The organism is Streptomyces sp. ADI95-16, from assembly GCF_003721495.1.
Taxonomy (GTDB): domain Bacteria; phylum Actinomycetota; class Actinomycetes; order Streptomycetales; family Streptomycetaceae; genus Streptomyces; species Streptomyces goshikiensis.
Genome location: NZ_CP033582.1, coordinates 327688 through 352197, shown reverse-complemented (window position 1 = coordinate 352197; position 24510 = coordinate 327688). Strand labels below are relative to the sequence as shown.

The window sequence follows — 24510 nt, the reverse complement described above, 5'->3', positions numbered from 1 at the left end:
CCTCTACAGGGAACCCGAAAAGCCCTGTCGGATGCACCTTATCGCCGACAGGGCTTTTCAGTCTGAATATTGATTACGAAATCACCACAGGCGGGCCAATTCGTCATTTCCGGAGTCTAGGACAATATAGTCAGACTCCCCCGGATAGGGCAGCCAAACCGATATTCCATTCGGCCAGATATTAATCTCCACGGAGGGAGCAAGACTCGGATCCAGCTGCAACGTAATGAACTCGCCAGCGTCGAGAGTGAAGACGACCCCGCCCGGCTCGAACGTAACTCGCGTGAGCCCAGCGGTTGCAGCGATCTTCATTTCCATCATCGAACGATCAGCCTCCACACTAGCTCCAGGCATCAATTATCTCCTGCAACAGCTGCACACGGTTTCTTGCGGTGTTCACGGGCGACCTGGAGTTCTTCGCACCCCGTCCGGCCGCGCCGCCCTTGCCTGCATTGACAGCCCCCTGATAGAAGTCCTGGAGCTTCTCTGCGTCGCCCCGGCTGGCAAGACCACGGAGAGCCTCCGGCGTGCGCGTTCCAATGAGTTCTTCGGGGTCACTGTTGCCCCAAATCTTGTTGCCGACGATATTCATCTTTCCCCCTTCAAGCGTCTGCGCCTTTACGTAGCCGCCGCGTTCGGGAAGAGGGTTGGCCAGGTCTTCGGCGACACCGTCGGAACCCACACTGAATCGCGTTCCCCCGCAATTGTGGACGAGGACCGGGGTGGCGCCTGCGAGCACATAGTACGTATGGACGTCGGCGACGGTGAGGTTGTGGGTGGTGGTGGCGAGGGGGTAGTTGCGGGTTGCGGTGATGGTGAGCGGGGTGCCGTCGGGGCGGCGGAGGTGTTCGCCCGGGGTGAGTTCGCCGGCGTCGGTCCACTGGCGGCGGGTCTCGCTCCAGTACGGGTGGTGGTAGGTGGAGGTGAGGGTGGCCGGCGGGCCTCGGGGGTTGGCGTCGTCGGTGAGGGTGAGGTCCGTGAAGTCCTTGTCGTCCGGGGTCGTGATGGTGGCCGTGACCGTCTTGGGGCTGGTCTCGCCGGTCTGCGGGTCGGTCGCCAGTACGGTGTCGCCGGTGGTGACGTCCTCGATGGGCTTGGTGGTGCCGTCGCCCATCTGCACCCTGGTCCCGGCGGGGAAGCTGTTCTGCCGGGTGCAGGAAGGTGCCGCGTCCGAGCCGCTGCCGGCCGCGTCGCTGTCGGCCTCGCCTCTGCCGGCCTTGGATTCAGTGCCCGCCGTGTCGGCGGCGGTCTCCTTCACGGCCTTTTCCTCGGCCGCCTTGCTGACCTGGGCGGCGGCCGCTGCCGCTTCGTCCTCCGCCTTCTTGGCCTTGGTGAACGCCGACATGGCGCGGGCGGCTCTGCTTTCGGCCGCGTGGATGGCGTCGTAGGCCTTGCTGAGCTCCTTGTAGATCTTGAAGGCCTTGATGCCGATCTTGATGGCCTTGGCTATCTTCCCCCAGGGCACCGCGTTGAGCGCGGTGTTGATGCAGGCCATCACATCGCCCTTGGTGAAGCAGTCCCGGGCGTCGTTGAAGCCGATCAGGTCGGCGACGAGGTCGACGACCTGCCCCTGGAGGCGGTTGGCCGTCTTCTTGGTTTCCGTCACCTCCGTGTCGGCGTTGACGACCTCCTGGCTTCTCTGCTGCCTGCTGGTCTCCTTGTGCTGCGACAGGGTCTGCGTCTTCACGTACGACCGGAAGCCCTCGCCGCACTCCGAGCCCTCGCAGGGGAAGGCGAGGCCGCTGGGGTCCGAGACGTTGACGGGGCTGTTGTTCGCGTACCCGTAGGCGTTCCACTGCTGCGGGTTGCTGGGGTCGATGACGGGGTCCGGGCTGATGAAGCGGCCCGTGGTGGGGTCGTACTCGCGGGCGCCGAGAAGCGTGAAGCCGGTGGCCTCCTCCTTGGTCCCTCCGACGAAGCCCTTGTCCCCGGCCCAGGAGCCGGCCGCGGGCCGGGTGCCGCGCTCGTTGCCGAAGGGGTCGGCGGGGCGGCGGGCCTGGGCGAGGTCGTCGGCGTTGAACTGGACGCCGTTCGTCCCGTGGTGGTCCGAGGCCTGGTAGGTGAGGGTGGAGGTGCCGCCGCTGGTGGTGCGGGTGACGGACAGTCCGCCGGGGGCGGAGTACGTCCGGACGTCGGAGACCTTTCCGGTGGCGGTGTCCAGGGTGAGCTGGTCGGAGCCGAGGTTCAGCGTGGTCTTGCCGGGGTCCCGGCGGATGAGCTGGTTGCCGCCGGTGTCGTACAGGTAGCTGGTGCCGGCGCTCTCGCCGGTTCCGGTGATCTTGTCGAGCTTGCCCTGGCCGTTCCACGTCAGGGTCTTGGTGCCGGGGGTGCTGGTGACGGCGGCCGTGTTGCCGGCCGCGTCGTACGTGTAGGACGTGACCTTCGTTCCGGACGGGCTCGTCTCGGAGGAGGTCATCAGGGCGTGCGGGCCGCCCGTGCCACCCCCCGTCTTCGGGTCGGAGGAGGGGGTGTTGGCACCGGTGCCGAACGTCTGGGTGACCGTGACGTCCTTCGAGGCGTCACCGGTGGTGTCCTTGCGCACCAGCTTCTTGCGGTTTCCGAGCCGGTCGTACTCGTACTTCTGCCAGTACGGGGACGGTCCCCCGACGCTGGGCTTGCCGGCACCGTCGGCCGCCGGGCCCTTGCCGTTGGCGCAGCCGCCGATGCCGCGCACGCTCGGCTGCGGGGCCGTGGTCGCGGCGCCGGTGTCGGTCCAGGCCTGGGTCAGGCGGCCGAGGTAGTCGTGCTCGAAGCACTGCAAGTCGATGGCCGCGCCGTCCTGGGCGCTGCGGATGGAGGTGATCAGGCCGCTCTGGTCGTAGGTGTAGTCGTTGACGTCGACGCTGGATCTCGCCGTGGTCTGTTTGTCGAGGGTGGAACGGATGAGCCGGCCGGAGGCCTGGTCGTAGTCGGCGGTCGTGACGACCTGCTTGCCGCTCTTTCCGACGGTGGTGCGGATGACACGGCCGTACGGGTCGTACTGCAGCGAGGTGACGTACGGGACGCGCTCGCCGTCGATGTTGCCGTCCAGCGAGGAGAGGTTGCCGCCCACGTCGATGCCGAAGGAGAGGCTCTCGGCGCTCATGCCCGCCTTCGCCACGGCGGGCAGTTTCGTCTCCTTCAGCTGCCCGTAGGCGTCGTATTCGTTGACGGTTTCGTAGGTGCCCGCCAGGGCGCCCTCGGAGCCGGGGATCGTGCTCCGGGTCCCGGTGGGCCGGTACCCGGCGTCGTAGCCGGTGACTTCCGAGACGTACGCCGCACCCTGGGCGCCGCCGACGTAGCGCGTGCTCGCGGTGGGTTTGCCGAGGGCCTTCGTGTCGTAGGTGAAACCGGCCACCTGCTTGGCAGGGTCGGCGGACGTGCCCTCGTACGCCGCGACGGGGCGGCCGAGCAGATCGCTGACGCTGGTGGCGCTCTTGCCGCGGGCGTCGGTCGCCGTCACGAGGTTGCGGCTGTCGTCGTAGACCGTCGTCGTGGTACCGGAATCGGGGTCGGTGGACTTCACCGGACGGCCGAGCAGGTCGTAGGCGAACTTCCACTCGTTCCCGGCCGGGTCCTTGCGCCAGAGCTCCTGGCCCTGGGTGTTGTAGCCGTACGTCGTCTCGTCGTACGGGCCGGTCGGGGTGGCGGACTGGTACTGGCGCAGCGCGACCCGCTGGCCCAGTCCGTTGGTGAGGGAGGAGCTGGCGTACCCGCCGGTCGGCGGGGTGTTGCGGACCTCGTCCGCCCCGACGTACTCGGTCTTCGAACGCCACTGCTCGACACCGTAGGACTGGAAGACGGAGGCGGTGGGCCGGCCGAGGCCGTCGTAGACCTGGACGGTCTGCGAGGGGATCTTGGAGTCCGGGTTCGCGCCCCCGCCCGGCAGGAACAGCGTGGCGGCGGGCTGGCCCTGGTCGGTGTAGTACGGCGCGCTGGTCTTCGTCTGCCAGCCGTGGGAGTCGAAGTGGGCGTCGGTGACCAGGCGTCCGACGGGTGTCGAGACGGCCTTGGTCTGGCTCTGACGGACCCGGCCGAGGCCGTCGTAGATCGTGTACGACTGCGTGTAGGTGTCGTTGTTCATGAGCGCCTGGCTCACCACGGAGGCCGGCCCGTCGGCGCCGTTCATCGTGTACGAGAAGGTGCGGACGGGCAGTGCGCCCTTCGCGCGCTCCTGGCCGGGCTGCCAGATCGCGAGCACCCGGCCGTGGGCGTCGTACTCCCGCTCGGCGACGTGGCCGTTCTCGTCGGTGGTCTTCAGCGGCAGCGAGCGCCCGGGGTCGAGGGTGTTGACCGACTTCCAGCCGAAGGGGTTGGTGTGGGCGACCTCGGTCGGGACGGCGCCCGTCGCCGGCTTGTACTCGGTCTTCGTGACGGCGCCGTCCGGGTGGGCGGCGTCCTTGCGGACGTTGTTGGTGGTGCTGGTGACGCGGCCGTACGCGTCGAACGTCGAGGTGACGGTGCGGCGGTAGACGGGCTTGCCGTTGCCGTCGTACTTCTCCAGGACATCCGTGCCCGTCGGATCGGCGGTCGGTCCGGTCTGGCCGAACTCCTTGCCGTCGAAGGAGGCGCGGGTGTCGCCGACCGTGTTGGCGGTGTTCGGGGTCTGGTCACAGCCGCCCGACAGCACCAGGGTGCGGGAGGCCAGCTGGGTGAGGGCGCCGCCCGGTCCGGCCGCGTACTCGAAGGTGGTGCACAGCCGCTGCTCGGGGTGTGACAGGTCCGCCTTGTCGTCGACCTTGAGCGGGCGGGAGAGCAGGGTGTCGTCGTAGGTGGAGGTGCGCTCCGAGAGGCGCCAGCTGCCGTCGGCGAGCTTGGCGGCGCTGGTCACCTTGCCGGTGTTGATCGCGCGGGCGGTGATGGCGGGCATGCCGCCCGACTGCGCGCGGGTCGCGGTGACGGCGCCGAGCCAGGGGTCGGAGACCTCGTAGGAGACGACGCTGCCGCCCTCGCCGTCGCGGTCGTACGTCTGGGTCTGGCGGGCGAAACCCGACAGGACGTCCTCGTCCTTGATGCTGCCGCCCTGGGCGTCCGGGACGTTCACGCTGCGCTTGCTGCCGTTGGCGAGGACGTCGCCGTCCATGCCGCGCAGGAAGGTCGCCACGCTCTTGGTGCGCGGGGCCTCCCCGGCGGCGCCGCTGCCGGTCCGGGTGGTGACGGTGGCGAAGCCGCGGAACTGGTCCCAGGTGCGGGTCTTGGCGTCCGTGGCCTCCGAGTCGTTGCGGTGCCAGGCGATACCGCCGCCGTACTCGTACTGGGTCACGGTGGCGATCGAGTTGGTGACCAGGTCGTTCTGGGTGACGGACTGGACGACGATCTTGTTGAACCAGTCGTTGACCGGGTCCGGGTAGGACTGGCCGGGCAGGTACCACTTGACCGGCATGCACGCCATCGTGTTGCCGTCCTCGGAGGACGGCATGGTGCCCTTGAGCCGTGAGCATTCCGGGGTCTTGTAGACCACGTTGACGCGGCCACCGGTCTCGGTGGTGATCGCCTGGATGCGCGGCCGGTTGTAGCGCGGGGCGGAAGCCTCAGTTCCGTCGGGACGCTTGACGACGCCGTCGACCCGGTTCGGGAGCTGCACCGGTTGGAAGAGGACGGCGGGCAGGGTCTGCGGGGTCTTGGCGTTGGAGCTGGTGCGCTGGACGTTGTCCAGCCACAGGGACGGCGAGGTGCCGTCGCCGGGGTCCTGGAAGGACTGGTTGAGGGCGAAGGAGTCGACCGTGCGGTAGTCCGTGCCGACGAGGACCTCGGTGTCGATCTTCGTCAGGCGCTTGGTGGTGAAGAAGGTGGGCGAGAGGTTCAGGCACTCGCCGGTGGCCGCGCACTCCTGGTCGACGGGCACGTCGGGCCAGGACTTCGCGTTCGCCTTGGTCCGCTGCTCGGGGGCGCAGGTGACGGCCCCGCCCGGGAAGCAGCGCTCGGCGGTACGGAACCACACCTGGGCGGCCGGCTTGGCCTTGCCCTTCGCGGCGATCTGGTCCGGGAGGCGCTGGCCGTAGCCGACCCAGGTGGGGTGGGCGGCGCGCTGGTAGGCGGTCGGGGTTCCGTTGCCGTTGTTCTGGCCGCCGCCGCGGGCGTAGTGGTTGCCCTCCTGCTCGTAGCGGTAGCTCGTCAGGTTCTGGTGCGGGTCGACGACGTAGTCGAGGTCCCACTGCCAGCCCATCGACTGCCAGGAGCCGCTCACCGGGGAGTCGGCACCGAGGCACTTGTCCTTGGCACCGGGCCAGTAGACGGGGACCGTGGAGACGGAGTTGGCGGCCGGGTCGGTGCCGTCGCCGCCGGGGAGCTTGTTGGCACCGAAGTAGTACTGGGTGCCGTCGGTGGTGGTGACCTTCCAGGCCTCGCCCTTCCAGGCGCCGTTGGCACGCCCGGTCAGCCGCTCGACCTTGGTGCCGTCCTCGCCGCGCAGGCGGTAGACGCAGGAGTTGTCGTCGCGTACGAGCTCGCCCGCGTGGCCGGACAGGGAGAGCGAGAGCACGTCCCCGCTCCAGCACTGGTCGCCGGAGTCCTTGATCCCGGCGTCCTTGCAGGTCTTGTACGAACGGGAGATCAGGCCCGGGTGCCAGTCCCAGCCGTCGCCGATCCAGCTCGCCTGCGCGTTGGTGGAGGCGGTGCGGCCGTCCAGGGAGGAGGAGTCGTAGCCGAGCCCTATGCTCGGCGCGGCGCCGGCGATGGAGGAGGGCGCCTCGACGGTGTAGCCGTAGGTGAAGTTGGCGGCGTTGCCTCCGGCCTGCCAGGACATGGAGGGCAGGAGCGGGGTCGCGGAGAAGTCACCACTGGCGCCGGACGGCCCGGCCTCGGCGGCGAGGGCGAGGGTACGGGCGCCCGGCATCGGCGCCGCGAGGTCCGCGCCGGCGGACTTGCCGCCGGACTTGCCCCCGGACCTGCCCCCGGACCCGGCGGCCGGTACGTCGACCTCGGCGACCAACTGCCCGGAAGTGTCGCGGCGGGTCTCCAGCGGGGTACGGGCCGTGCAGCCCTTGGCGCCCGGCGTGGTCAGGGCGCAGGCGGGCAGCTGGACGAGGCGGGCCCGGTCGGCCCAGTTGGCGCCGGCCGCCTTCGCCCAGGCGGTGATGTCGATGCCGACCTTCACCTTGCCGGCGGGGACCTGCCCGGCGGCGTCGGTGAGGGCGACCAGGGCGCCGTTGACTCCGGCCGCCCGGGCCGCGTCGGGGTTCTTCACCTCGACGCGCAGCGCGCCGGGGCTTGCGACGGCCCCCTTCTTCGACGGGGAATGATTTGCGTCATTCCCGGATGCGATCCAGACAGGGAGCGCATCGATTTTGCCAGTCTTCGTATCGGCACCGGCCACGGGAGCTCCGGAGGCCCCCAGAGTTACCGTCTCAACTCCGACAGGAAAGGGAATGTTCGAATCCGGGACCCATTTCCGGCCACTGGGTTTCGTATTGGCCGGCGGCTTGGCATCCACACCCTTTACGGGCTTGGTCTGCGGCAGCGGGGTGTTCGGCGGCACCCACACCCTGGGCGGCTTCTCGGCGGCCTCGACCGCGGGAAGACCCAGGCCAGAGAAGAGCACCGCGACCACCGCGGTGATCGCTACCCGCGATCTCCCGGTGCGCGAGCGCACGAAGAACCCACTCCGACGTAACAACCGAATCCCCCCACAGGGTGCAGGCAATGCAAATGAACCGGACCGGAGGGCCCGGATTCCACGCACCATACGAAACGGCTGTTCGAAAAATCATCGGATCGACACAACTCCAGCCCTGTGATCCATGTCATGGCCTCGCCAGGGTGGTATTTCATGCCGTAAAGCGGATCAATTCACCCGGTAATCCGTTGACAACTTGCAGAAGCGAATGAAGTGTTGCCTGACCTCTGTCCTACACAGCTCACCCACAACTCACTCACAGCGAGGACTTGCGCCTTGGAGTCGTTACTCACCGACCCGCGGACATCCAGACCGCGGATCCCCCGCCGACGGCCGGCCGCCGCCCTGTCGAAGCTCTCCGTCGCGGGGGCGGCCGTACTCTCCCTCGGCGCCGGCCTGCTCACCGCCACGCCGTACGCACTCGCCGCCGGGAGTCCCGCATCAGCTCCCGGGGGCAAGCCCGTTGCCACCGCTGAGGACCGGGCGCTGGCCACCGCTCTGGAGCAGGCCCGCAGTACCGGAAAGCCGGTGCTGATCAGCCATTTGACGACGGGTAGCTCGCAGACCCACGCCACTCCCCGGGGCACGCTCACCACCGACGCGACCACCACGGTCGAGCGGGTGAAGGCTGCGGACGGCGGCTGGAAGCCGGTCGACGCGACGCTGCGCACCCAGGGCGACGGCACGGTCGCACCGACCGCGGTGCCCTCGTCGCTCAGCTTCTCCGGTGGCCGGAGCGGAGCCGGAGGCGGCAGTGGAGCCGCAGGCGGTGCCATGGCCACGATGGACACCGGCGACGGCAAGAGGCTGGCGGTCACGGCTCCCTTCCCGCTGCCCAAGCCGACCCTCGACGGGGACAGCGCCCTCTACAGGAACGTCCTCCCCGACATCGATCTACGCCTCACCGCGAACAGGCTCGGCGGCTGGCGCCAGGTCCTGATCGTCCACACCGCGCAGGCAGCCGCGAACCCGGCGCTGAAGAAGCTGCACTTCGGGGTCGAATCCGACGGCCTGAAGGTGGCCTCGGACAGTACGGGCAACCTCAGCGTCACCGACGACCAGGGCAGGACCCGCTTCTCCGGCCCGCCCTCACTCATGTGGGATTCGGCCACGGCGGACCCGGCTCCCGCCAAGAGCGCGGGCTTACGCGCCCAGCGAGCAGCGGCGGCCGACACCGAGGCGGTGCGCTCCACGCCCGACGGCCCCGGCGCCGGTGCGACCGTCGCGAACATCGCCACCACCGCGAACGCGCAAGGCATCGACCTCGTGCCCGATGCCGCCCTGCTGACCGGCGGCACCGGCCCCTGGTACATCGACCCCGGCGTCAACCCGATGGTGGACAGCGCCACCCTGGCCTGGTCACAGGTGCAGGAAGCGCACGCGGACACCAACGGCTACAACGGCACCGAGTACGGCCAGGACAAGCCCGCCGCCGGCTATTGCGGATACGTGGCCAGCAACCCCCCTTGCTCCGAAGGCCGCACCCGCGCCTACTTCAAGATCGGGATCAACTCCAGGATCCACAACGCCACCGTCCTCGACGCCCGCTTCTACGCCACCGTCGTCCAGTCCTCCAGCCCGAGCACCTCCACCCCGATGGGGCTGTACGCGACGGAGGAGATCACCAACCCGACGAGCTGGAACCGACAGCCCTGCGCGCGGGCCACCCGGATGGGCGGCTGCCCCAAGATCGGCGCGAGCTACAACGCCTCGGGGACCGGCGACATCTCGTTCAACGTCACCTCCCTCATGCGGCAGGCGGCACAGGGCAGCTGGTCACAGCAGACGTTCGGCCTCGCACCCGACGACGAGACCAACAAGAGCTACCGGCAGCGCTTCAGCAACAACGCGCACGTCGTCACCGAGTACGACATCACGCCCACCATCGGGTCGCCCCGCACGCGCCCGGCACCCGGCTTCGCCCGCGACGGCGCGTACGCCGACTGCCGCACTCCGGGCGCGCAGAACCCCGCGGCCGACGCCGGCTGGGTCGGAGCCAACACCAACGTGACGTTGAACGTGGCGACCCGATCCGCGACGGGACGGCAGCTCCAGACGACCTTCTACTTCTGGGACAGCGATGCCGGCGGTGTGACCGAGACCGCCACGACGCCGTGGAACGGCAGCTCCGGTGACGCCTCCTCCGACATCGGATCGCGGCTGACCGACGGTCACCAGTACGGCTGGCACGCCAATACCACGGACGACACGCTCACCAGCCCCGTCACGGACACGTGCTACTTCCGGGTCGACCGCACCCCGCCCACCGCGGCCGTCACCTCCGCCGACTTCCCGGAGTCCGGCACCCTCGGCGGGCACCCCAAGCGCGTCGGCGAGGAGGGCACCTTCACCCTCACCGGAACGGACCCGGCGCCGATCAACGGGGGCCGCTCTTCGGGTCTGGCCTGCGCCCGGTGGACCACCGATCCCGTACAGGCGGCGGCCACCGGCTGGAAGTGCACGGACGACGAATCCCGCATCGTCAAGCTGACGGACGGCAAGGCGAACGTGAAGATCACACCGCAGCACTGGGGCACCAACTACGTGTACCTGCAGACGCAGGACAACGCCGGCAACATGTCCCAGCACGCGGTCTACGGCTTCTACGCGGTGTCCGACCCGAGCAGCAGCGCCCCGGTCTACGGCGATGTCACGGGAGACAGGAAGGCGGACATCCTGCTGCCGGACGGCGCCGGCAATCTGCGCCAGATCGCCGGCGGCACCGATCCCTACGCCGCGCCGAACGCCCGCATCGGGAGCTCTCCCAGCGGCACCGGCTGGAACGGAATCCAGATCACCCACCGCGGCAGCCTGGGCGACAAGCCCGTCGACGACCTCTTCGCCCACCAGCCGGGCGCCCCGAGGCTGTACCTGCACCGCAATGACGAGAACGGCGGGAGGTTCGACGGGCAGCAGCAGATCGCCGTCGCCAAACCGGCGCGGTGCGTGGCAGTGGACCTCTCCCCGATCGACTGCGCCGCGCACGGCTACGGAACCGACTGGACCAAGACCACCCAGATCGCGGCCTTCGGTTCGCCCGGCCGCGCCACGGCGGACGGCGGCGCTCTCGGCCGTACCGCGCTGCTGTTCGTCGAGAACGGGCGACTCTGGCTGAGCGGGGCGGGCGGAACCGACCAGCTCGGCTCCCAGTCGGTCCTGCTCTCGGGCAACGACACCCGGTGGGACGGCTACGACCTCATCACCCCGGGCCGGGCCCAGGGCACGGACTTCCCCACCCTGTGGGCCCGCTCCAAGACCGACGGGACGCTGCACGCCTTCTCCGTCAAGGGAGACCCCAAGACGCCTGACCTCACCGGCTTCGCCGACCCCGCACAGGGCGCCGTTCCCGGCGTGGTCATCGACCCGGTGGTCTACCCCCGAGTCGGCTCCGACGGTGACCTCACCGGCGACGGCATCCCCGACCTGTGGGCCGTCGACGCCAACCAGCAGCTCGTCTCCTTCACCGGCACCGGGACGGCCCCGGACGGCACCACCGTCGCTCACCCCACCGTCACCGGTTTCGTCCCGACCGCAGTGTCCCTGGGCAACCTCAACACGCCCACCGCGCAGTGGAAACTGACCGGCCCGGGCTCCGGCGGTACGGTCGAGAGCTCCGTCGGCGACTACCCCGCCACCGCGAACGGCATCGGCTGGACCGCCTCCGACACCATCGGCGGCCGTGCCACCCCGTACGCGGCCTTCAGCGGCGGCGAATCGGCCATCGTCACCAGCCGGCCCGTCGTGGACACCCGTAAGAGCTTCACCTTCACCACCTGGGCCAAGGTCGGCAGCGCCGGCGGCATCGTCGCGGGCCAGGACGGCCGGCGCAACAGCGCCCTCGTCCTGTACGCCAGCCCTCAGACCAAGCTCTGGAGCTTCGCCCTCGCCAAATCCGACACCGACGGCGTGGACCAAGACCTGACCACCGACGGCGCGGTCAACGAGACGGCCCGCTTCGTCCCCGACACCTGGACCCGCCTGACCGCCGTGTACAACGCCGACACCGGGCAGATGAACCTCTACGTCAACGGCGCTCTCGCCGCCACCGGTCACCACCAGGCGTCCACCAGCCCCGCCCCCGTCGGCCCGCTCACCCTCGGCCGCTTCAAGACGAACGGCCGGCCCGACTACTACGGCGGCTTCACCGGCGGAATCAGCAACGCGGCCGTCTACCCCTACGCCGCGTCCCTCACCGCCCCGGGCACCTCCAGCCACATCCCGCTGACCGACTCCGCCTCCAACTGCGTCGACAACGACGGCGAGAGCACTGCCGACGGCAACAGGGTCCAGATCTGGCCCTGCAACGGCACCTCCGCCCAGCAGTTCGAGATACGGGACGACGGGACCCTTCGCGTCCAGGGCACGTGTCTGGACGCCGCGCGGGGTGCCACCGTCAACGGCACCCCCCTCCAGATCTGGCACTGCAACGGCACCTCCGCCCAGCAGTTCCTGCCCCGCGCCGACGGCAGCGTCTACAACCCGGCCTCGGGCCGTTGCCTCGATCTGCCCGGGGACGACACCACGCGCGGCCGCCAGCTCCAGCTCTACGACTGCAACCGCTCCTTCTCCCAGCGCTGGACCATCGCCACCCTGGGCACCGCCCCGCTCCCGATCCCTGTTCCCTAGGCTCGGACCCGAATGCCTGCGGCCCCCGGCGGTGTGTGCGCCGGGGGCCTCAGGTGTGCCGGGGGGCGGGTCGGGGTGGGGAGGCTACTTCGGGTCGCGGTTGAAGGTGGCCTTCGACCAGGCGTAGCCGAGGGCGGAGAGGGCCAGGCACCAGGCGACCGCGAGCCAGCCGTTGTAGCCGATCTCGGTGCCGAGGAGCAGGCCGCGCAGGGTCTCGATGGCCGGGGTGAAGGGCTGGTACTCCGCGATCGGCTGGAACCAGCCCGGCATCGCGTCGACCGGGACGAAGGCGCTGGAGATGAGCGGCAGGACGACCAGCGGCAGCGCGTTGTTGCTGGCACCCTCGGCGTTCGGGCTGACCATGCCCATGCCGACCGCGATCCAGGTGAGCGCCAGGGCGACCAGCGCGAGCAGCCCGAACGCCGCCAGCCACTCCAGGGCGGTCGCGTCCGTGGAGCGGAAGCCGATGGCCACGGCGACGGCGCCCACGAGGACCACGCTGGCGACGCACTGCAGCACGCTGCCGACGACGTGCCCGACGAGTACGGACCCGCGGTGGATCGCCATCGTACGGAAGCGGGCGATGATGCCCTCGGTCATGTCGTTGGAGACGGAGACCGCGGTGCCGACCACGGTGCCGCCAATGGTCATCATCAGGATGCCCGGGACGACGTAGGCGATGTACGCGGAGCGGTCGGCGACGCCTGCGCCGCCCATGCCGGCGCTCATCACGTCGCCGAAGACGTAGACGAAGAGCAGCAGCAGGACGATCGGCGTCAGCAGCAGGTTCAGGGTGAGGGACGGGTAGCGCCGTGCGTGGAGGAGGTTGCGGCGCAGCATCGTGTTCGAGTCGCGGACCGCGAGGGAGAGGCTGCTCATCGGACGTTCTCCTTGGACTGGTGGGGGACGGTCGCCGGGCCGGTCAGGGCGAAGAAGACGTCGTCGAGGTCGGGGGTGTGGACGGTCAGCTCGTCCGCCTCGATGCCGGCGGAGTCGAGCCAGTCGAGGAGGGAGCGCAGCTCGCGCTGGCTGCCGGCGCTGGGGATCTGGAGGGCGAGGGCCTCGTCGTCGCGGGTGACCTCGGTCAGGGCGGTGGCGGCGCGGTGGTAGGCGGCCGGGTCGGTGAAGCGGAGGCGGACGTGTCCGCCGGGGACGAGCCGTTTCAGTTCCTCGGGGGTGCCTTCGGCGGCGATCTTGCCGTCGTTGAGCACGGCGATGCGGTCGGCGAGTTCGTCGGCCTCTTCCAGGTACTGGGTGGTGAGGAAGACGGTGACGCCGTCGGTGACCAGTTCGCGGATGATCTGCCACATGGTGTGGCGGGAGCGCGGGTCGAGGCCGGTGGTGGGCTCGTCGAGGAAGATGATCCGCGGGTTCCCGACCAGGGTCATGGCGATGTCGAGGCGGCGCTTCATGCCGCCGGAGTAGGTGGACGCCGGCTTCTTCGCGGCCTCGGCCAGGTCGAAGCGCTCCAGCAGGTCCGCCGCGATCCGGCGCCCCTCGGGCTTGGGGAGGTGGTGCAGGTCGGCCATCAGGAGCATGTTCTCCTCGCCGGTGATCAGTCCGTCGACGGCGGAGAACTGCCCGGTGACCCCGATCGCGGCCCGCACGGCCTGCGGGTCGGCGGCGATGTCGTGGCCCGCGACGTGGGCCTGCCCGCCGTCGGCGGAGATGAGTGTGGAGAGGATCTTGACCACGGTGGTCTTGCCGGCGCCGTTCGGCCCGAGCAGCGCGAACACCGAACCCGCCGGGATGCGCAGGTCGATGCCGTCCAGGACGCTCTTGTCGCCGTACGACTTGCGCAGACCGGTGGCGGACACGGCCGCCTGATGTGTCGTGTGCATGACAGAAGAAGGCATGGAGCCCTCCCGTTCGAAGGGTGAAGTGGGTGGGGAAGTGGGTGGGGGAAGTGGGTGGGGACGCGACCTGTTGCGGAGGGCCGCTCAGACCTTGGCGCGGAGGATGTCGATGTTGCCGTACCGGGTACGGGCGCGGACCTTGACGGTGTCCTCGCTCTCCTGCGGGGTCTCGGACGCGGTGAGCGTGTTGCGCACCTGGCCCGAGCCCGAGCTGACGTCGAGCCAGGCCGCCGTACCCTCGCGGACGCCGACCTCGATGGAGCCGTACGAGGTCTCCAACTGGGCGGTGCCCCGGGCCACTTCCCCCACGCGCAGGGCGCCGTGGGCGGTGGTGGCGGTGACCGAGCCCTCGGCTCGCGCGATGTCGATGTCGCCGTTGGCGCCGTTGACCCGCAGCTCGCCGGTGGCGGCGCCGACGGTCGTGGTGCCGTGCGAGTTCTTCAGGACGGCGGAGCCGTCGAGGAGGCCGACGCGCACGCTGCCGGAGCTGGTGGTGATCTCGGCCGTGCCCTCGACCCGGTCCACGGTGATCGAGCCGTGCGAGGCGGTCAGCTTCAGCGGGCCGGTCGCGTCGAGGCGGATGTCGCCGGAGGAGGTCTTCACACGGACCTCGCCGAGCCGGCCCTCGCCGAGCACCTGGGCCCAGGCTCCGGTGACGTCGATGCGCGAGCCCGTGGGCAGTTCGACGGTCACGTCGACGGTGCCGGTGCGGCCGAACATGTTGGGCTTGTGCGTCCTGACGGTCAGTGCGCCGCCCGCGTACGTGACCTGGGTCTGGTCGACGGCCCGGACGTCCTGGTCCTTCTTCGGGTCACGGGGACGCACCTCGACGACGGTGTCTGCGCGGTCGCCCGCAGTGAAGCGGATGGAGCCGGCCTCCACGTGCGCCGTGGCCGAGATCGGTTCGGGAGTGTCGAAAGAAGGCATGGCTGTCCCGTCCTCTTGAGTCTCTGGGGCGTCCCCGCTGGTGGGACGTGATGGGGTGGGTGTGGTGGGTGTGGTGGGTGTGGTGGGTGAAGTGGCGTGTACGGGCGAACGACGGGGTGCGGGCTAGCGCATCCAGCCGGTGATGCTCTGTCCGACGGTCTGGACCTTCTCCGTCGTACGGGGCCGGGCGCCGCCGCCGCCTTCGACCGCGGCCGACACGGCCCGCACCAGCCACGCGTTGACCGACAGGCCCTCGCGACTCGCGGCCTCCTCGGCGCGCGCCTTGAGGTGGGCCGGCAGCCGCAGGTTGACGCGGGCGGTGGCGCCGTCGTCGCCGTCGGCGGGCACCGGGGCGGAGGCGGGAGCGGGGGCACTGAAGGGCTCGACGGGCGCGGCCGGTTCCGCGGGGGCTCCGCGGTCGGTGGGCGGCAGCGTCACGACGAAGTCGGGGTCCAGCCCGCGCAGCCGTACGTCGACCGAGCCGGGGGCGAGCTCGCGGGTGATCTCGTCCATCGCGGCGGAGAGCACGCCCAGCATGGTCAGGCGGGTCGCCGACTCCAGCGGAGCGGTGAGCCGATCGGCCAGCTTGCGGGCGTCTTCCCCGCCGGCTTCGGCGGCCACCGCGAGCTCGCGGCGGAGGGTGTCGACATAGGGCGTGAGGTCCATAGCGCCATGATGGCACCACAGTGGTGCCATACGCAAGCCCCCATGGCACTACGCGGGGGCGGCACCTCGGCCCCAGCCGCCCTACCTGCGGAAACACGGCGATCGCGACCTGAGCCACGGTGGCGCACCGTGCGCTCATGCGCGCCGGAAGGCACAGAATGGCGCCGTCTGGCACCGGGTGGCACCAGACGGTGCCACCCGGCGCCACCCGGCGCCATCCCATGAGGAGCTGTCCGGAGGGGCCGGCATGCCGGCCCCTCCGGACATGCTCACGGGTGGATCTGGAGAGAGGTGTCGTCGATCAAGAAGTAGGTCGGGGCCGCCAGGTCCTCCGTTGCCGTGAAAGCCAGGGTCACGAACTGCCCGCCCACCGAATCGATTTCAAGGCTCCGCTGGACGTAGCCGGGGCTCGCGTCCAGGTTCGAGAACGTCTGCGGACTCGCGCCGTTCACGCTCACCGTCAGCTTGTCGTACGGGACGGCCGGGGTCTCCTCGTTGGTGACGACGCGCAGCCAGAAGGTGGCCGTGGCCCGGCAGCCGTAGGGCACGAACACGGTCTGCGTCAGTGTGTCGGTGGTCGAGCTCCCGTGACCGCCGAGGAGGGCCTTCCACGAGCCCGTGCGCGCGGGCAGCCAGGAGTTGTCGTCAGTGATCATCGAGGGTTTGCTGTTGGTGCCCCAGACGTTCGGGCCCGACTCGAAGCCGGTGTTGCCGAGCAGTTGTGTCGTGGTGCAGTTGCCGGGGGTATAGACGAGCCAGCCGAACGAGACCACGTCGTGGGCTCCGGTCGAGTCCGTTGCGGTGAGGGTGACTGTCGTGTTGCCGTCCGTGGTGGGTGTGCCGGTGATGCCGCCGGTCGAGGGGTCGAGGGTCAGGCCGTCGGGCAGGGTGGTGGCCGCATAGGTCAGCGTGGCCCCCGGGTTGCCGGTGACGGCCCGGATCTGAAGACCGACCGCTGCCGTCGTCGTCGAGACCTGGTCGCCGGGGCTGGTCAGCGTGACTCCCTGCACCATGCGGGGGCCGACATTGACGGCCGCCCAGGCGTTCCCGACGTTGTTGTAGACGACTCCGTCCTTCCCGTACAGATCGGCGGCGGCCGCGAGCGTGGCGGTGCGGGCGCCCGCGTAGTCGGTGTTCGATGTCATGTAGGCCGCCAGCGCCCGGTACCAGATCCTTGCGGCGGCTTCGCGGCCGATCGGGTTGACCGGTTTGCCGTCGTAGGTCGGCGAGTCGTAGTTGACGCCGTTGACGAGCTTGGCACCGCTGCCTTCGGAGGCCAGATAGAACCAGTGGTTGGCGGGCCCCGAGGAGTAGTGAACGTCGATCCGGTTGATGCCCGGGTACCAGTGGTCGGCGGAGTCGCCGTCCTTGGAGGGTTTGTCCATGTAGCGCAGTGGCGTGCCGTCGCCATTGATGTTGATCTTCTCGCCCTCAAGGTAGTCGCCCGGGTCGTACGGGTTGTCGGCCCAGAACTCCACCGCGGCACCGAACATGTCGGACGTGGCCTCGTTGAGCCCGCCGGACTCCCCGCTGTAGCGAAGACCTGCGGTGAATGACGTGATGCCGTGGGTCATCTCGTGCGCGGCCACATCGATGGAGGTCAGCGGGTTGGTGTTGTAGGCGCCGTCCCCGTAGGTCATGCAGAAGCACTGGTCCCACCAGAAGGCGTTGGAGTACGCGTTGCCGTAGTGGACCCGGCTCTGGGCGGAGACCCCGTCGTCCCTGATGCCGTTGCGGCCATGGAGGACCTTGAAGTAGTCCCAGGTCAGCTGGGCGCCGTAGTGGGCGTCCACCGCGGCGGACTGTTGGTTGCCGGGACTGCCGTCGCTCCAGACGTCGTCGGCGTCGGTGAAGAGCGTGCCGGTCGCCTCGTCCTCGGAGGAGTGCCCGAGGTCGGTGGTCCTGTTGCCGCCGCGGACGTCGTCCTGAAGGAGGTAGTTCCCGGCGGATCCCGAGGTGCCGAGGGTGACCTGGCCGGCGTACTGGCCGTGGCCGACGCCTTGCTCGACGGCCTGATAGTCGAAGATCTCCCCGCCCGTCCGCGCATCGGTGACGACGTGCAGCTCCGAGGGCGTGCCGTCGTGCTGGAGTCCGCCGACGACCGTCTCCCAGGCCAGTGCGGGCCGACCGGACGCCGCCCAGACGACCTTGCGCACGGACTCGGCCTTCGGGGCCTTCGCGCCGTCGGCCGTCGCCCGGCCTACAGCGAGGGACACCGCGGAGTCGGCGGCCACAAGGGCCGTCGTGGACGGCACGGCGATCGCCGCCGGCGCCGCCTTGGTGACACCCTTGACGGCTCCTCCCGGCGCGGTGTGCACCACCAGATCACCGCCGAGCACGGGCAGTTGGGCGTACGTCCTGTCGTAGCGGGTGTGCAGGGTGCCGTCCACGTCCTTGAGGACCGACTTGGGCACCAGGGCCTCCTGCCCGCCCAGGCCCAACTCCTCGGCCACGCCGGGGCCGCCCGCGCGGGCATCGGCCAAGAGGGCCGCGCTCTCGTCCGGGGTCTGCCGAGCCTGCGCGGCGCCTCCCTTCGGCGGGTCGGCGACGGGCCGCGCGGTCGTCGCCACGTCGGCAACGGCCGCAGTGGCGGGGACGGCAGCAGCGGCGGGGACGGCGCCGGCGCTCGGGGGAAGGCCAAGGACGAGCAAGGCGGTTCCGGATGTCAGGGCACTCGCCCTGACCATGGTGCGGAGGGTTCGTCTCACTGTGACTCCCGTTCCGGGGACCGGCGCGTGCCGGCCCAAGCGGTCCGGGCGGACCTGTCTGACATCCGCCCGGCGGAGCTGATCGCACAGTTCGGGGCGCGTCCTACCGCGAGGGCCGCGGGCCGATTCCCGCTTCCAGTCCCCTCGCCGTAGCACTAAGGACGGGATGTTAGCGCAAACATAGGCCTCGACCCAGACCGCACCCGCAAGGGGGCCGCGGCGATGTCGCGGCTGGCCTGATCGCGCCGAACATCACGAGCGGATCTCACCGCTCCACATGCTCTTGACTCGCGGTATCCGCTGGGATGTGATGTGGCATCACGTGTGAATCTGTTTGTTTCTGAGCGACTGTGTGGCTTGGCCTGAACTGATCCTGTGGGCAGCAGCACCGACCACCCCTCCCCGGAAGCTGTCCGCCCCCGCAGGTCGCCACCCCGCATCCCCTTCCCTCTTCCCTCCCTCAAGGACGGTTCATGTTCCAGCGTTACAGCCGCAGACGTCGGATCGGCGCCGCGTTGGCGGCCGTATGGGTGGTGGGGCTCGGCGCGACCGAAGCCGTCGCCGACCGTGCGCTCACGCCCGTCCCCTTCAAGGACGGGTTCGAGTCCGGCACGACCGCCGCGTTCCACCGCAAGGGCATCGACGGCACGGGTACCGTCGGCGTCGCTGCGGCACCCGGGGGGCACGGCGGAAAGGCGGTCCGGTTCGTCATGCCCGACGACGGGAAGTCCTACCGCACCGAGATCGCCACGGAGCGCGTGCCCTACGGGAGTTACCGGTACACCTTCGCCAACTACCTTCCCGGCGACTGGATCCGCTACGACAGCCAAACCATCGTCTCCCAGTGGCACGGCGGGACCGGCACCTCCCCCGCGGTCGTCCTCGCCGTCAAGGGCGACCGCTGGATGATGATCGTCCACTGGAAGACGGCCTCAGAGCAGGTGGACGAGAGCAAGCAGCCGGCGCACGAGATCAAATACGACCTCGGCCCGGTACGGCTCGGACACTGGAACCAGTGGTCCTTCGACATCACCTGGTCCACCGCCACCACCACGGGCTCCATCACCGCCCGGCTCGACGGCGCCCAGGTGGGATCGCACCTCGGCCCCAACAGCTACCACCAGGACACCGCTCCCTACCACAAAATCGGCCTGTACCGCCCCAACTGGCAGGCATGGAAGGGGCACAAGGCAGGCGGCACGCAGGCCGTAGTGAACTACTACGACGACATCACCATCACCGCCATCTCCCCGGGGGCTTCCGCGCCATCCCCCGCGTCCTCCCCCCAGGCGTCCCCGAGCACCACGGCGCCGCCCTCACAGCCCGACGCATCGGCGTCCGCGTCCGCGTCGGCCCCGGCCACCGGACCGGCCGCGCCGGGCGTGGAACCCGGAGCCGAGGACGACATCCCGATGGACACCGGCGTAGACACGGACACCGCCAACGACGCCGGGCCCCTGGCCAAGACCGGTGCTTCCAACCGAATCCCGATCGTCCTCGCCGTCGGCAGCGCACTGCTCGCCGCCGGCCTCGCCCTCATCCTCCGCAGCCGCGCCAGGGCGGCGAGGCGCCGGGCGGGCGGCCACAGCGGACAGGTGGTCCAAGGCGCAGGCGACCGAATCGATCCGTGAGTCCGAAAGACGGGCCATAGGGCCTGTCTTTCGGATCGGGCCGGATCAGGGAGCGGGGCCTGGTGCGTGCGATCGCAAGGCGGAGGAGGGAGCCAACGCGGAGCGTTGGCGACCGACGACAACGCGGCGAGCGTGCGTGCCAGGCCCCGCGAGCCCGGCATGATCCGAAAGACGGGCCCTAGCCGCCTGGGGATGTGGCGGCGCCCGAGTCCGGGGACTGCTGGAGGGTGGAGGCGTCGACCGCTTCGAAGTCCGAGCCCTTGAGGCCTTTGAGGGCGTCCAGTTGGGCGTTGTCCCACCCGGAGTTCTGCTCCCCGGAGAGGAACCAGGCCGAGCCGTTGTCCGCGACGATGGCGCCGTACCTCTTGAGTGCCTCGGCCACCGCCTTGGCCTGCGGGGCCAGCTCGGACGTGTCCACCGAGCTCTTGAGGCGCAGCCGCAGCCCCATCGGGGGCAGCGACGGGTCCGCCGCGGAGCCCGCCTGGTGCCTCGCGGGCCACAGGTGGCTCTGGTCCGAGCGGGGCACGGTGATGCGGATCGCGTGGTCGATGCGGCCGCTCGCCGCCTCGTCGTAGCGCGCCAGGCCGGGGAGGATGGCGAGGCCGGCGGCGTCGGCCGAGGTCCATCCGTCGGGGCGCAGCGTGTTGCTCCGCAGGTCGAAGACCGCGCCCGAGCCGGCGTGCCAGGCGTTGCCGCCCTCGGGCTTGGCGTTCCAGAGCTCGTACGACTTGCACAGGGCGCGGTCCCAGACGATGACGTGGCGGTCGCCGCTGCTGGCCGGGCCGTTCTCGATGCCGGCGTCCTGCGGGATCCGGTACCCGGACTTGTCGCTTTCCTCCGCGAAGTCGAACGTGACCTTCGATTCCGGCACCGGCGCGTCCGGGACGGTGACGGGGATCCCGAAGGGCGCCCCGTCCGCCAGCCCCGATCCGAAGTCCGGGTGCAGGGGCTCCGCGGCGCCGATCGAGGCGACGTACCGGGCGGAGTCCGGGTGCACGGGCAGCTTGTCCACGGGTGCGCGCCAGAAGCTGTCCGGCAACGAGGTCTCGCAGGGGGCGGAGGCGGGGGCAGCTGCGGCCATGGGGGCTCCCGGCAGCAGGCACGCTGCGGTCAAGGCGGCAGCGGCAGCGGTGCGGGCGGCGGGGATCCTGCTGACCGGGTGCGATCGCGCGCTGCGCTTCATCGTCGTGCCTCCAGGACAGGTCACTGCCCCCGTCTTCCCCCGTCCATCGTAGGTCCGCGCGATGGTCCTGGACGGGGCCCACGATCCCGCGCCGCCACGCCGACGTGCCGTACGCCCACGACGCCGGGCAGTTCGCCGCCCTGACGCCGCGGTCGGCCGGTTCCTCGACTGGTGCGCGCAGCACGCCGCTGCCTGCGGATTCCGCGACGGACGGCCGCGGCAGGCCTTCGACGTGCTCAAGCGGGCCCTGGACGCCGGCCCCGTCATCACCGCGAGCGGCCGGCCGGCCACCGGCTCAACGCGGGCAAGGCGATCTGGCCCTACCTCGGGCAGGCCATGCGGGCGGCCCAGGCGCGCCGGGATTCGCCTCCGCCGAGTGCCTGGGCCAAGCGCCCTCGGCCCGCCCCGGCCCGCCTCGGCCCCCGCGCACCGGCGGTCCGGGCGGGGGCGCGCCCCCGCCCGGGCCAATGCGGGCGTCCCGGCCGCCGGAGGGCCACCCTGGGGCGCCGGGCCGGTACGCGCCCGCGGCGGAAGGAGTCGGCGGTGGCACCAGCACCCGAGGGGCACCCGGAGCAGGCGCCCGGGACCCCGGGCACCCCGCGGCCCGGAGCCGGGCGGTACGGAGAGGCCCTCTTCCGGCCCGAGCAGCCGGGAGAGGGCGACCGCATCGACCATGCCGCGCTCGTCTACGACCCGTTCACCCGGCAGCGGCTGCGCTCCCTCGGCGTCGGCCCCGGCTGGCGCTGCCTGGAGGCCGGCGCCGGTACGGGAACCATCGCGCGCTGGCTCGCCGAGGAGGCCGGCGCCGACGAGGTCGTCGCCCTGGACCGCGACACCAGCCGGCTGGAGCCGCTCGCGGGGCCGAGGCTGCGGGTGCGCGCCGCCGACCTCACCCGGATCGCCGACGAGCCGGACCTCGGCACCTTCGACCTGGTCCACGCCCGGTTCGTCCTCATGCACCTTCCCGAACGCCGGGCCCTCGTCTCCCGGCTGGCGGAACGCCTCAACCCGGGCGGGTTCCTCGTCCTCAGCGACGCGGTGGACGTGCCCGACCCCGCCGACCCGCACTCGGCGTACCGCCGCACCCTGGACGCGATGTGGCGGACCCTCGCGCAGACCATCGGCACCGACATCGCGGCCGTCCGCTCGCACCCCCACGCGCTGCGCGCCGCCGGCCTGTCAGGTGTCGCCGCGGAGCTGGTCTGCCCGCCGCTGACCCCGGGCACCTCGCTCACGGCCTTCTGGAGCGAGACCTGGCGGCGGATGCGGCCCGACCTGCTCATCGCGGGCGGCCTCGAACCGGCGGCCCTCGACGAGGCGCTCGCCTACCTCGACTCCGCCGGCCTGGCCGAACTGGGCCCCGGCATGCTCACGGCCTGGGGCCACCGCCCGGCCGGCGGGGCGGCGCCCAGTCGCGGCGCCTGACCGGCTCCCCCAGCAGTCCGGCCAGTTCCGCCCCGACGGCGCCCGGCAGCGCGGCCCCCAGACGGTCAGCGTCCGCTCCCAGAGGTGCCCGAAGGTGCCCGGGCGCAGGTCGTGGACTCCGTCCGCCCCGGGCTCCGCCGTCCTGACGCGGCCGGGCTCGGCACCGGGGAGCCGGTCCGCGAGGAGTACGGAACCCTCCGGGTCAGCGCCGGGCCCGGGGCCGGCGAATCGTGCCCGCACCATACAAGGGCTGGTCAGGGGGAGGGTGCGAGGCGCTCCGCCTGGAGTTGCGGGGAGAGGGCGCCCCGGCCTCCGGAGATGGTGACCGACGTGGCGTCGACGCCGGTGGTCTGGCGGGCGTCGAGGGAGATCACGTCACCGACGTTCAGCGCGACGATGGTGGACACCTCCTGCGAGACCCCGAACCCGAAGACCTGGCTCGTCGCGAGCTGGGTGTCGAAGGCGATGGGGTCACCGTTGGCGCCGATGGAGAGCTCGCGGTTGGCGTTCGGCGTCACCGTGTAGTCCCACAGGAGCCTGCCCTTGAGGAGGTAGCGCCCCGCGGTCCTGACCACCAGGGTGGAGGACGCCGCGTCGAACATGCCGTCCGTGTCGTAGGCGGCGGTGCTGAACAGGACGCGCGTGCGCGCGTCCGTGGGAATGGTCTGGTTGGTACTGGCGAACACGCTGGCGCCCACGCTGACGATCGGGGCGGCGGGCGTCCGGCCCTTCTTGCAGCGGCCCTTGTCCTCGCGCTGCGGCTTGCCCTTGCACGTGTCGCCCGTGTCGAAGGCGGTGACCGGGGCCGCGGACGGGGTCGCGGCCCCGGCGGGGGCGATCACTCCCGCCGTGAGGAAGACGAGCGAGACCGCGGTCATCGCGCCCAGCGCCTTGGCGCGACGGGGCAGGGGCAGGTGCCTCCGGCCGGACCGGGTGTTCGTATCGCGGCTCATGTGTGCGCTCTCCTCACGTCGGCGCCGGGGCGTGACGGCGCTTTCCTGCCCACGGGCGAGCCTGCACCGCGCGCCGCTCCACCCCGCCCCCGCGTGCCGGCAACGCGCGGAAGACCGTCGGCTCGGAGTTCGGAGTAACGGCGCCACCCGCGCGGCCCCGCCCCCGCCGGCTCCCCGGTCGACACCCCGGGGCGGCCGGGGGAGGATGGGAGGGAGGACTCCTCGCGCGGCCGCCTGCCGTGACGCGAGCCCACGTTGGTGATGCGAGCCCCGCGGCCTTCAGCCCCTCCGCGGCCGCCCCTCGTGCCTTTCCCTCCGACGGGAGTTCCCCCATGTCTTTCCCGACCCGACGCGCCCTGATCACCTCGCTGCTCGCGACCTCGTTCGCGCTGGGCGGCGCCGTCGTGGCAGCGCCGACGGCCGGTGCGGCCACGACGGCGGTCCCCGCCGCGAGCTGTACGGTCACGCCTTCGCCGGACGGGACGTCCGTCACGATCGCCGGTGAGGGCTTCACCGCGCCGCGCAAGCTCAACGACGGCGAATCCACCCAGAACCTGAACGTGGACGCGAGCGGGCACTTCCTGCTGAAGCGCTTCCAGAAGAACGTCGACTACACCGTCCTCGCCGTGAACGAGGACCAGCCCTTCGTCTTCGTGAACTGCAAGGTCGTCACGTCCGATACGGGTACGGGTACGGGTACCACCAACCCCAACAACCCGACCCCGCCGGGCAACAACCGCGGCGACCGCAACAAGGGCCGCGCCGACGGACGCCAGGCCGGTCTCGCCGCGGCCGCCAAGAGCTGCGCCAACTCGCCCGTGGCGAACAAGAACCAGGGCCAGAGCCAGAGCCACAGCGACGCCTACTGGCAGGCCTGGCAGCAGGCAGCGGACCGCGCCTTCGACAACGCCTGCAACATCGGCTGAGCGCGAGCATGGGGA

Annotated in this window: 13 protein-coding genes; 4 read left to right on the top strand and 9 right to left on the bottom strand. The window is 70.8% G+C overall.

Annotated elements, in window-relative coordinates:
- Window positions 1-81: 81 nt before the first annotated feature.
- Window positions 82-339, bottom strand: a complete 258-nt coding sequence (locus EES41_RS38470) for a hypothetical protein (RefSeq protein ID WP_123083178.1) — start codon at window positions 337-339, stop codon at window positions 82-84.
- 1 nt (window position 340) lies between these two features.
- A complete protein-coding gene (locus EES41_RS43975) occupies window positions 341-7165 on the bottom strand; it encodes a polymorphic toxin-type HINT domain-containing protein (RefSeq protein ID WP_123083177.1) in 6825 nt (2274 codons plus the stop codon).
- A 705-nt stretch (window positions 7166-7870) separates the two neighbouring features.
- Here EES41_RS43975 and EES41_RS38460 point away from each other — a divergent pair.
- Window positions 7871-12220 carry a ricin-type beta-trefoil lectin domain protein gene (locus EES41_RS38460; RefSeq protein ID WP_123083176.1) on the top strand — a complete coding sequence of 1450 codons (4350 nt, stop codon included), beginning with the start codon at window positions 7871-7873 and terminating at the stop codon, window positions 12218-12220.
- Window positions 12221-12304: 84 nt separating this feature from the next.
- Here the strand turns inward: EES41_RS38460 and EES41_RS38455 are convergent, their stop codons facing one another.
- The 5 genes from EES41_RS38455 to EES41_RS38435 all read right to left on the bottom strand — a co-directional run bounded on the left by EES41_RS38455 (window position 12305) and on the right by EES41_RS38435 (window position 18356).
- Window positions 12305-13099: an ABC transporter permease gene (locus EES41_RS38455; RefSeq protein WP_123083175.1), complete on the bottom strand. Its 795-nt coding sequence runs from the start codon at window positions 13097-13099 to the stop codon at window positions 12305-12307.
- Window positions 13096-14076 carry an ATP-binding cassette domain-containing protein gene (locus EES41_RS38450; protein ID WP_123083174.1) on the bottom strand — a complete coding sequence of 327 codons (981 nt, stop codon included), beginning with the start codon at window positions 14074-14076 and terminating at the stop codon, window positions 13096-13098. The genes EES41_RS38455 and EES41_RS38450 overlap by 4 nt, the downstream gene beginning before the upstream one ends.
- A gap of 84 nt (window positions 14077-14160) precedes the next feature.
- Window positions 14161-15003, bottom strand: a complete 843-nt coding sequence (locus EES41_RS38445) for a DUF4097 family beta strand repeat-containing protein (protein WP_123083173.1) — start codon at window positions 15001-15003, stop codon at window positions 14161-14163.
- A 123-nt stretch (window positions 15004-15126) separates the two neighbouring features.
- Window positions 15127-15669 (bottom strand): toxin-antitoxin system HicB family antitoxin, encoded by a 543-nt coding sequence (locus EES41_RS38440; RefSeq protein WP_123083172.1) that lies wholly within the window; start codon window positions 15667-15669, stop codon window positions 15127-15129.
- Window positions 15670-15938: 269 nt separating this feature from the next.
- Entirely contained in the window at window positions 15939-18356 is a 2418-nt protein-coding gene (locus EES41_RS38435; RefSeq protein ID WP_123083171.1) for a M4 family metallopeptidase, read from the bottom strand.
- A 494-nt stretch (window positions 18357-18850) separates the two neighbouring features.
- On the opposite strand from EES41_RS38435, the gene EES41_RS38430 reads away from it, so the two are divergent.
- A complete protein-coding gene (locus EES41_RS38430; RefSeq protein WP_123083170.1) occupies window positions 18851-20008 on the top strand; it encodes a heparin lyase I family protein in 1158 nt (385 codons plus the stop codon).
- Between the two features lie 178 nt (window positions 20009-20186).
- Here the strand turns inward: EES41_RS38430 and EES41_RS38425 are convergent, their stop codons facing one another.
- Window positions 20187-21089: a hypothetical protein gene (locus EES41_RS38425; RefSeq protein ID WP_123083169.1), complete on the bottom strand. Its 903-nt coding sequence runs from the start codon at window positions 21087-21089 to the stop codon at window positions 20187-20189.
- Between the two features lie 645 nt (window positions 21090-21734).
- Between EES41_RS38425 and EES41_RS38420 the strand changes: the two genes are divergently transcribed.
- Entirely contained in the window at window positions 21735-22616 is an 882-nt protein-coding gene (locus EES41_RS38420; RefSeq protein ID WP_123083168.1) for a class I SAM-dependent methyltransferase, read from the top strand.
- A 254-nt stretch (window positions 22617-22870) separates the two neighbouring features.
- Here EES41_RS38420 and EES41_RS38415 read toward each other — a convergent pair whose 3' ends face one another.
- Entirely contained in the window at window positions 22871-23569 is a 699-nt protein-coding gene (locus EES41_RS38415) for a hypothetical protein (RefSeq protein WP_123083167.1), read from the bottom strand.
- A gap of 332 nt (window positions 23570-23901) precedes the next feature.
- Here EES41_RS38415 and EES41_RS38410 point away from each other — a divergent pair, with 332 nt between their 5' ends.
- Entirely contained in the window at window positions 23902-24495 is a 594-nt protein-coding gene (locus EES41_RS38410) for a hypothetical protein (protein ID WP_123083166.1), read from the top strand.
- Window positions 24496-24510 lie beyond the last annotated feature (15 nt).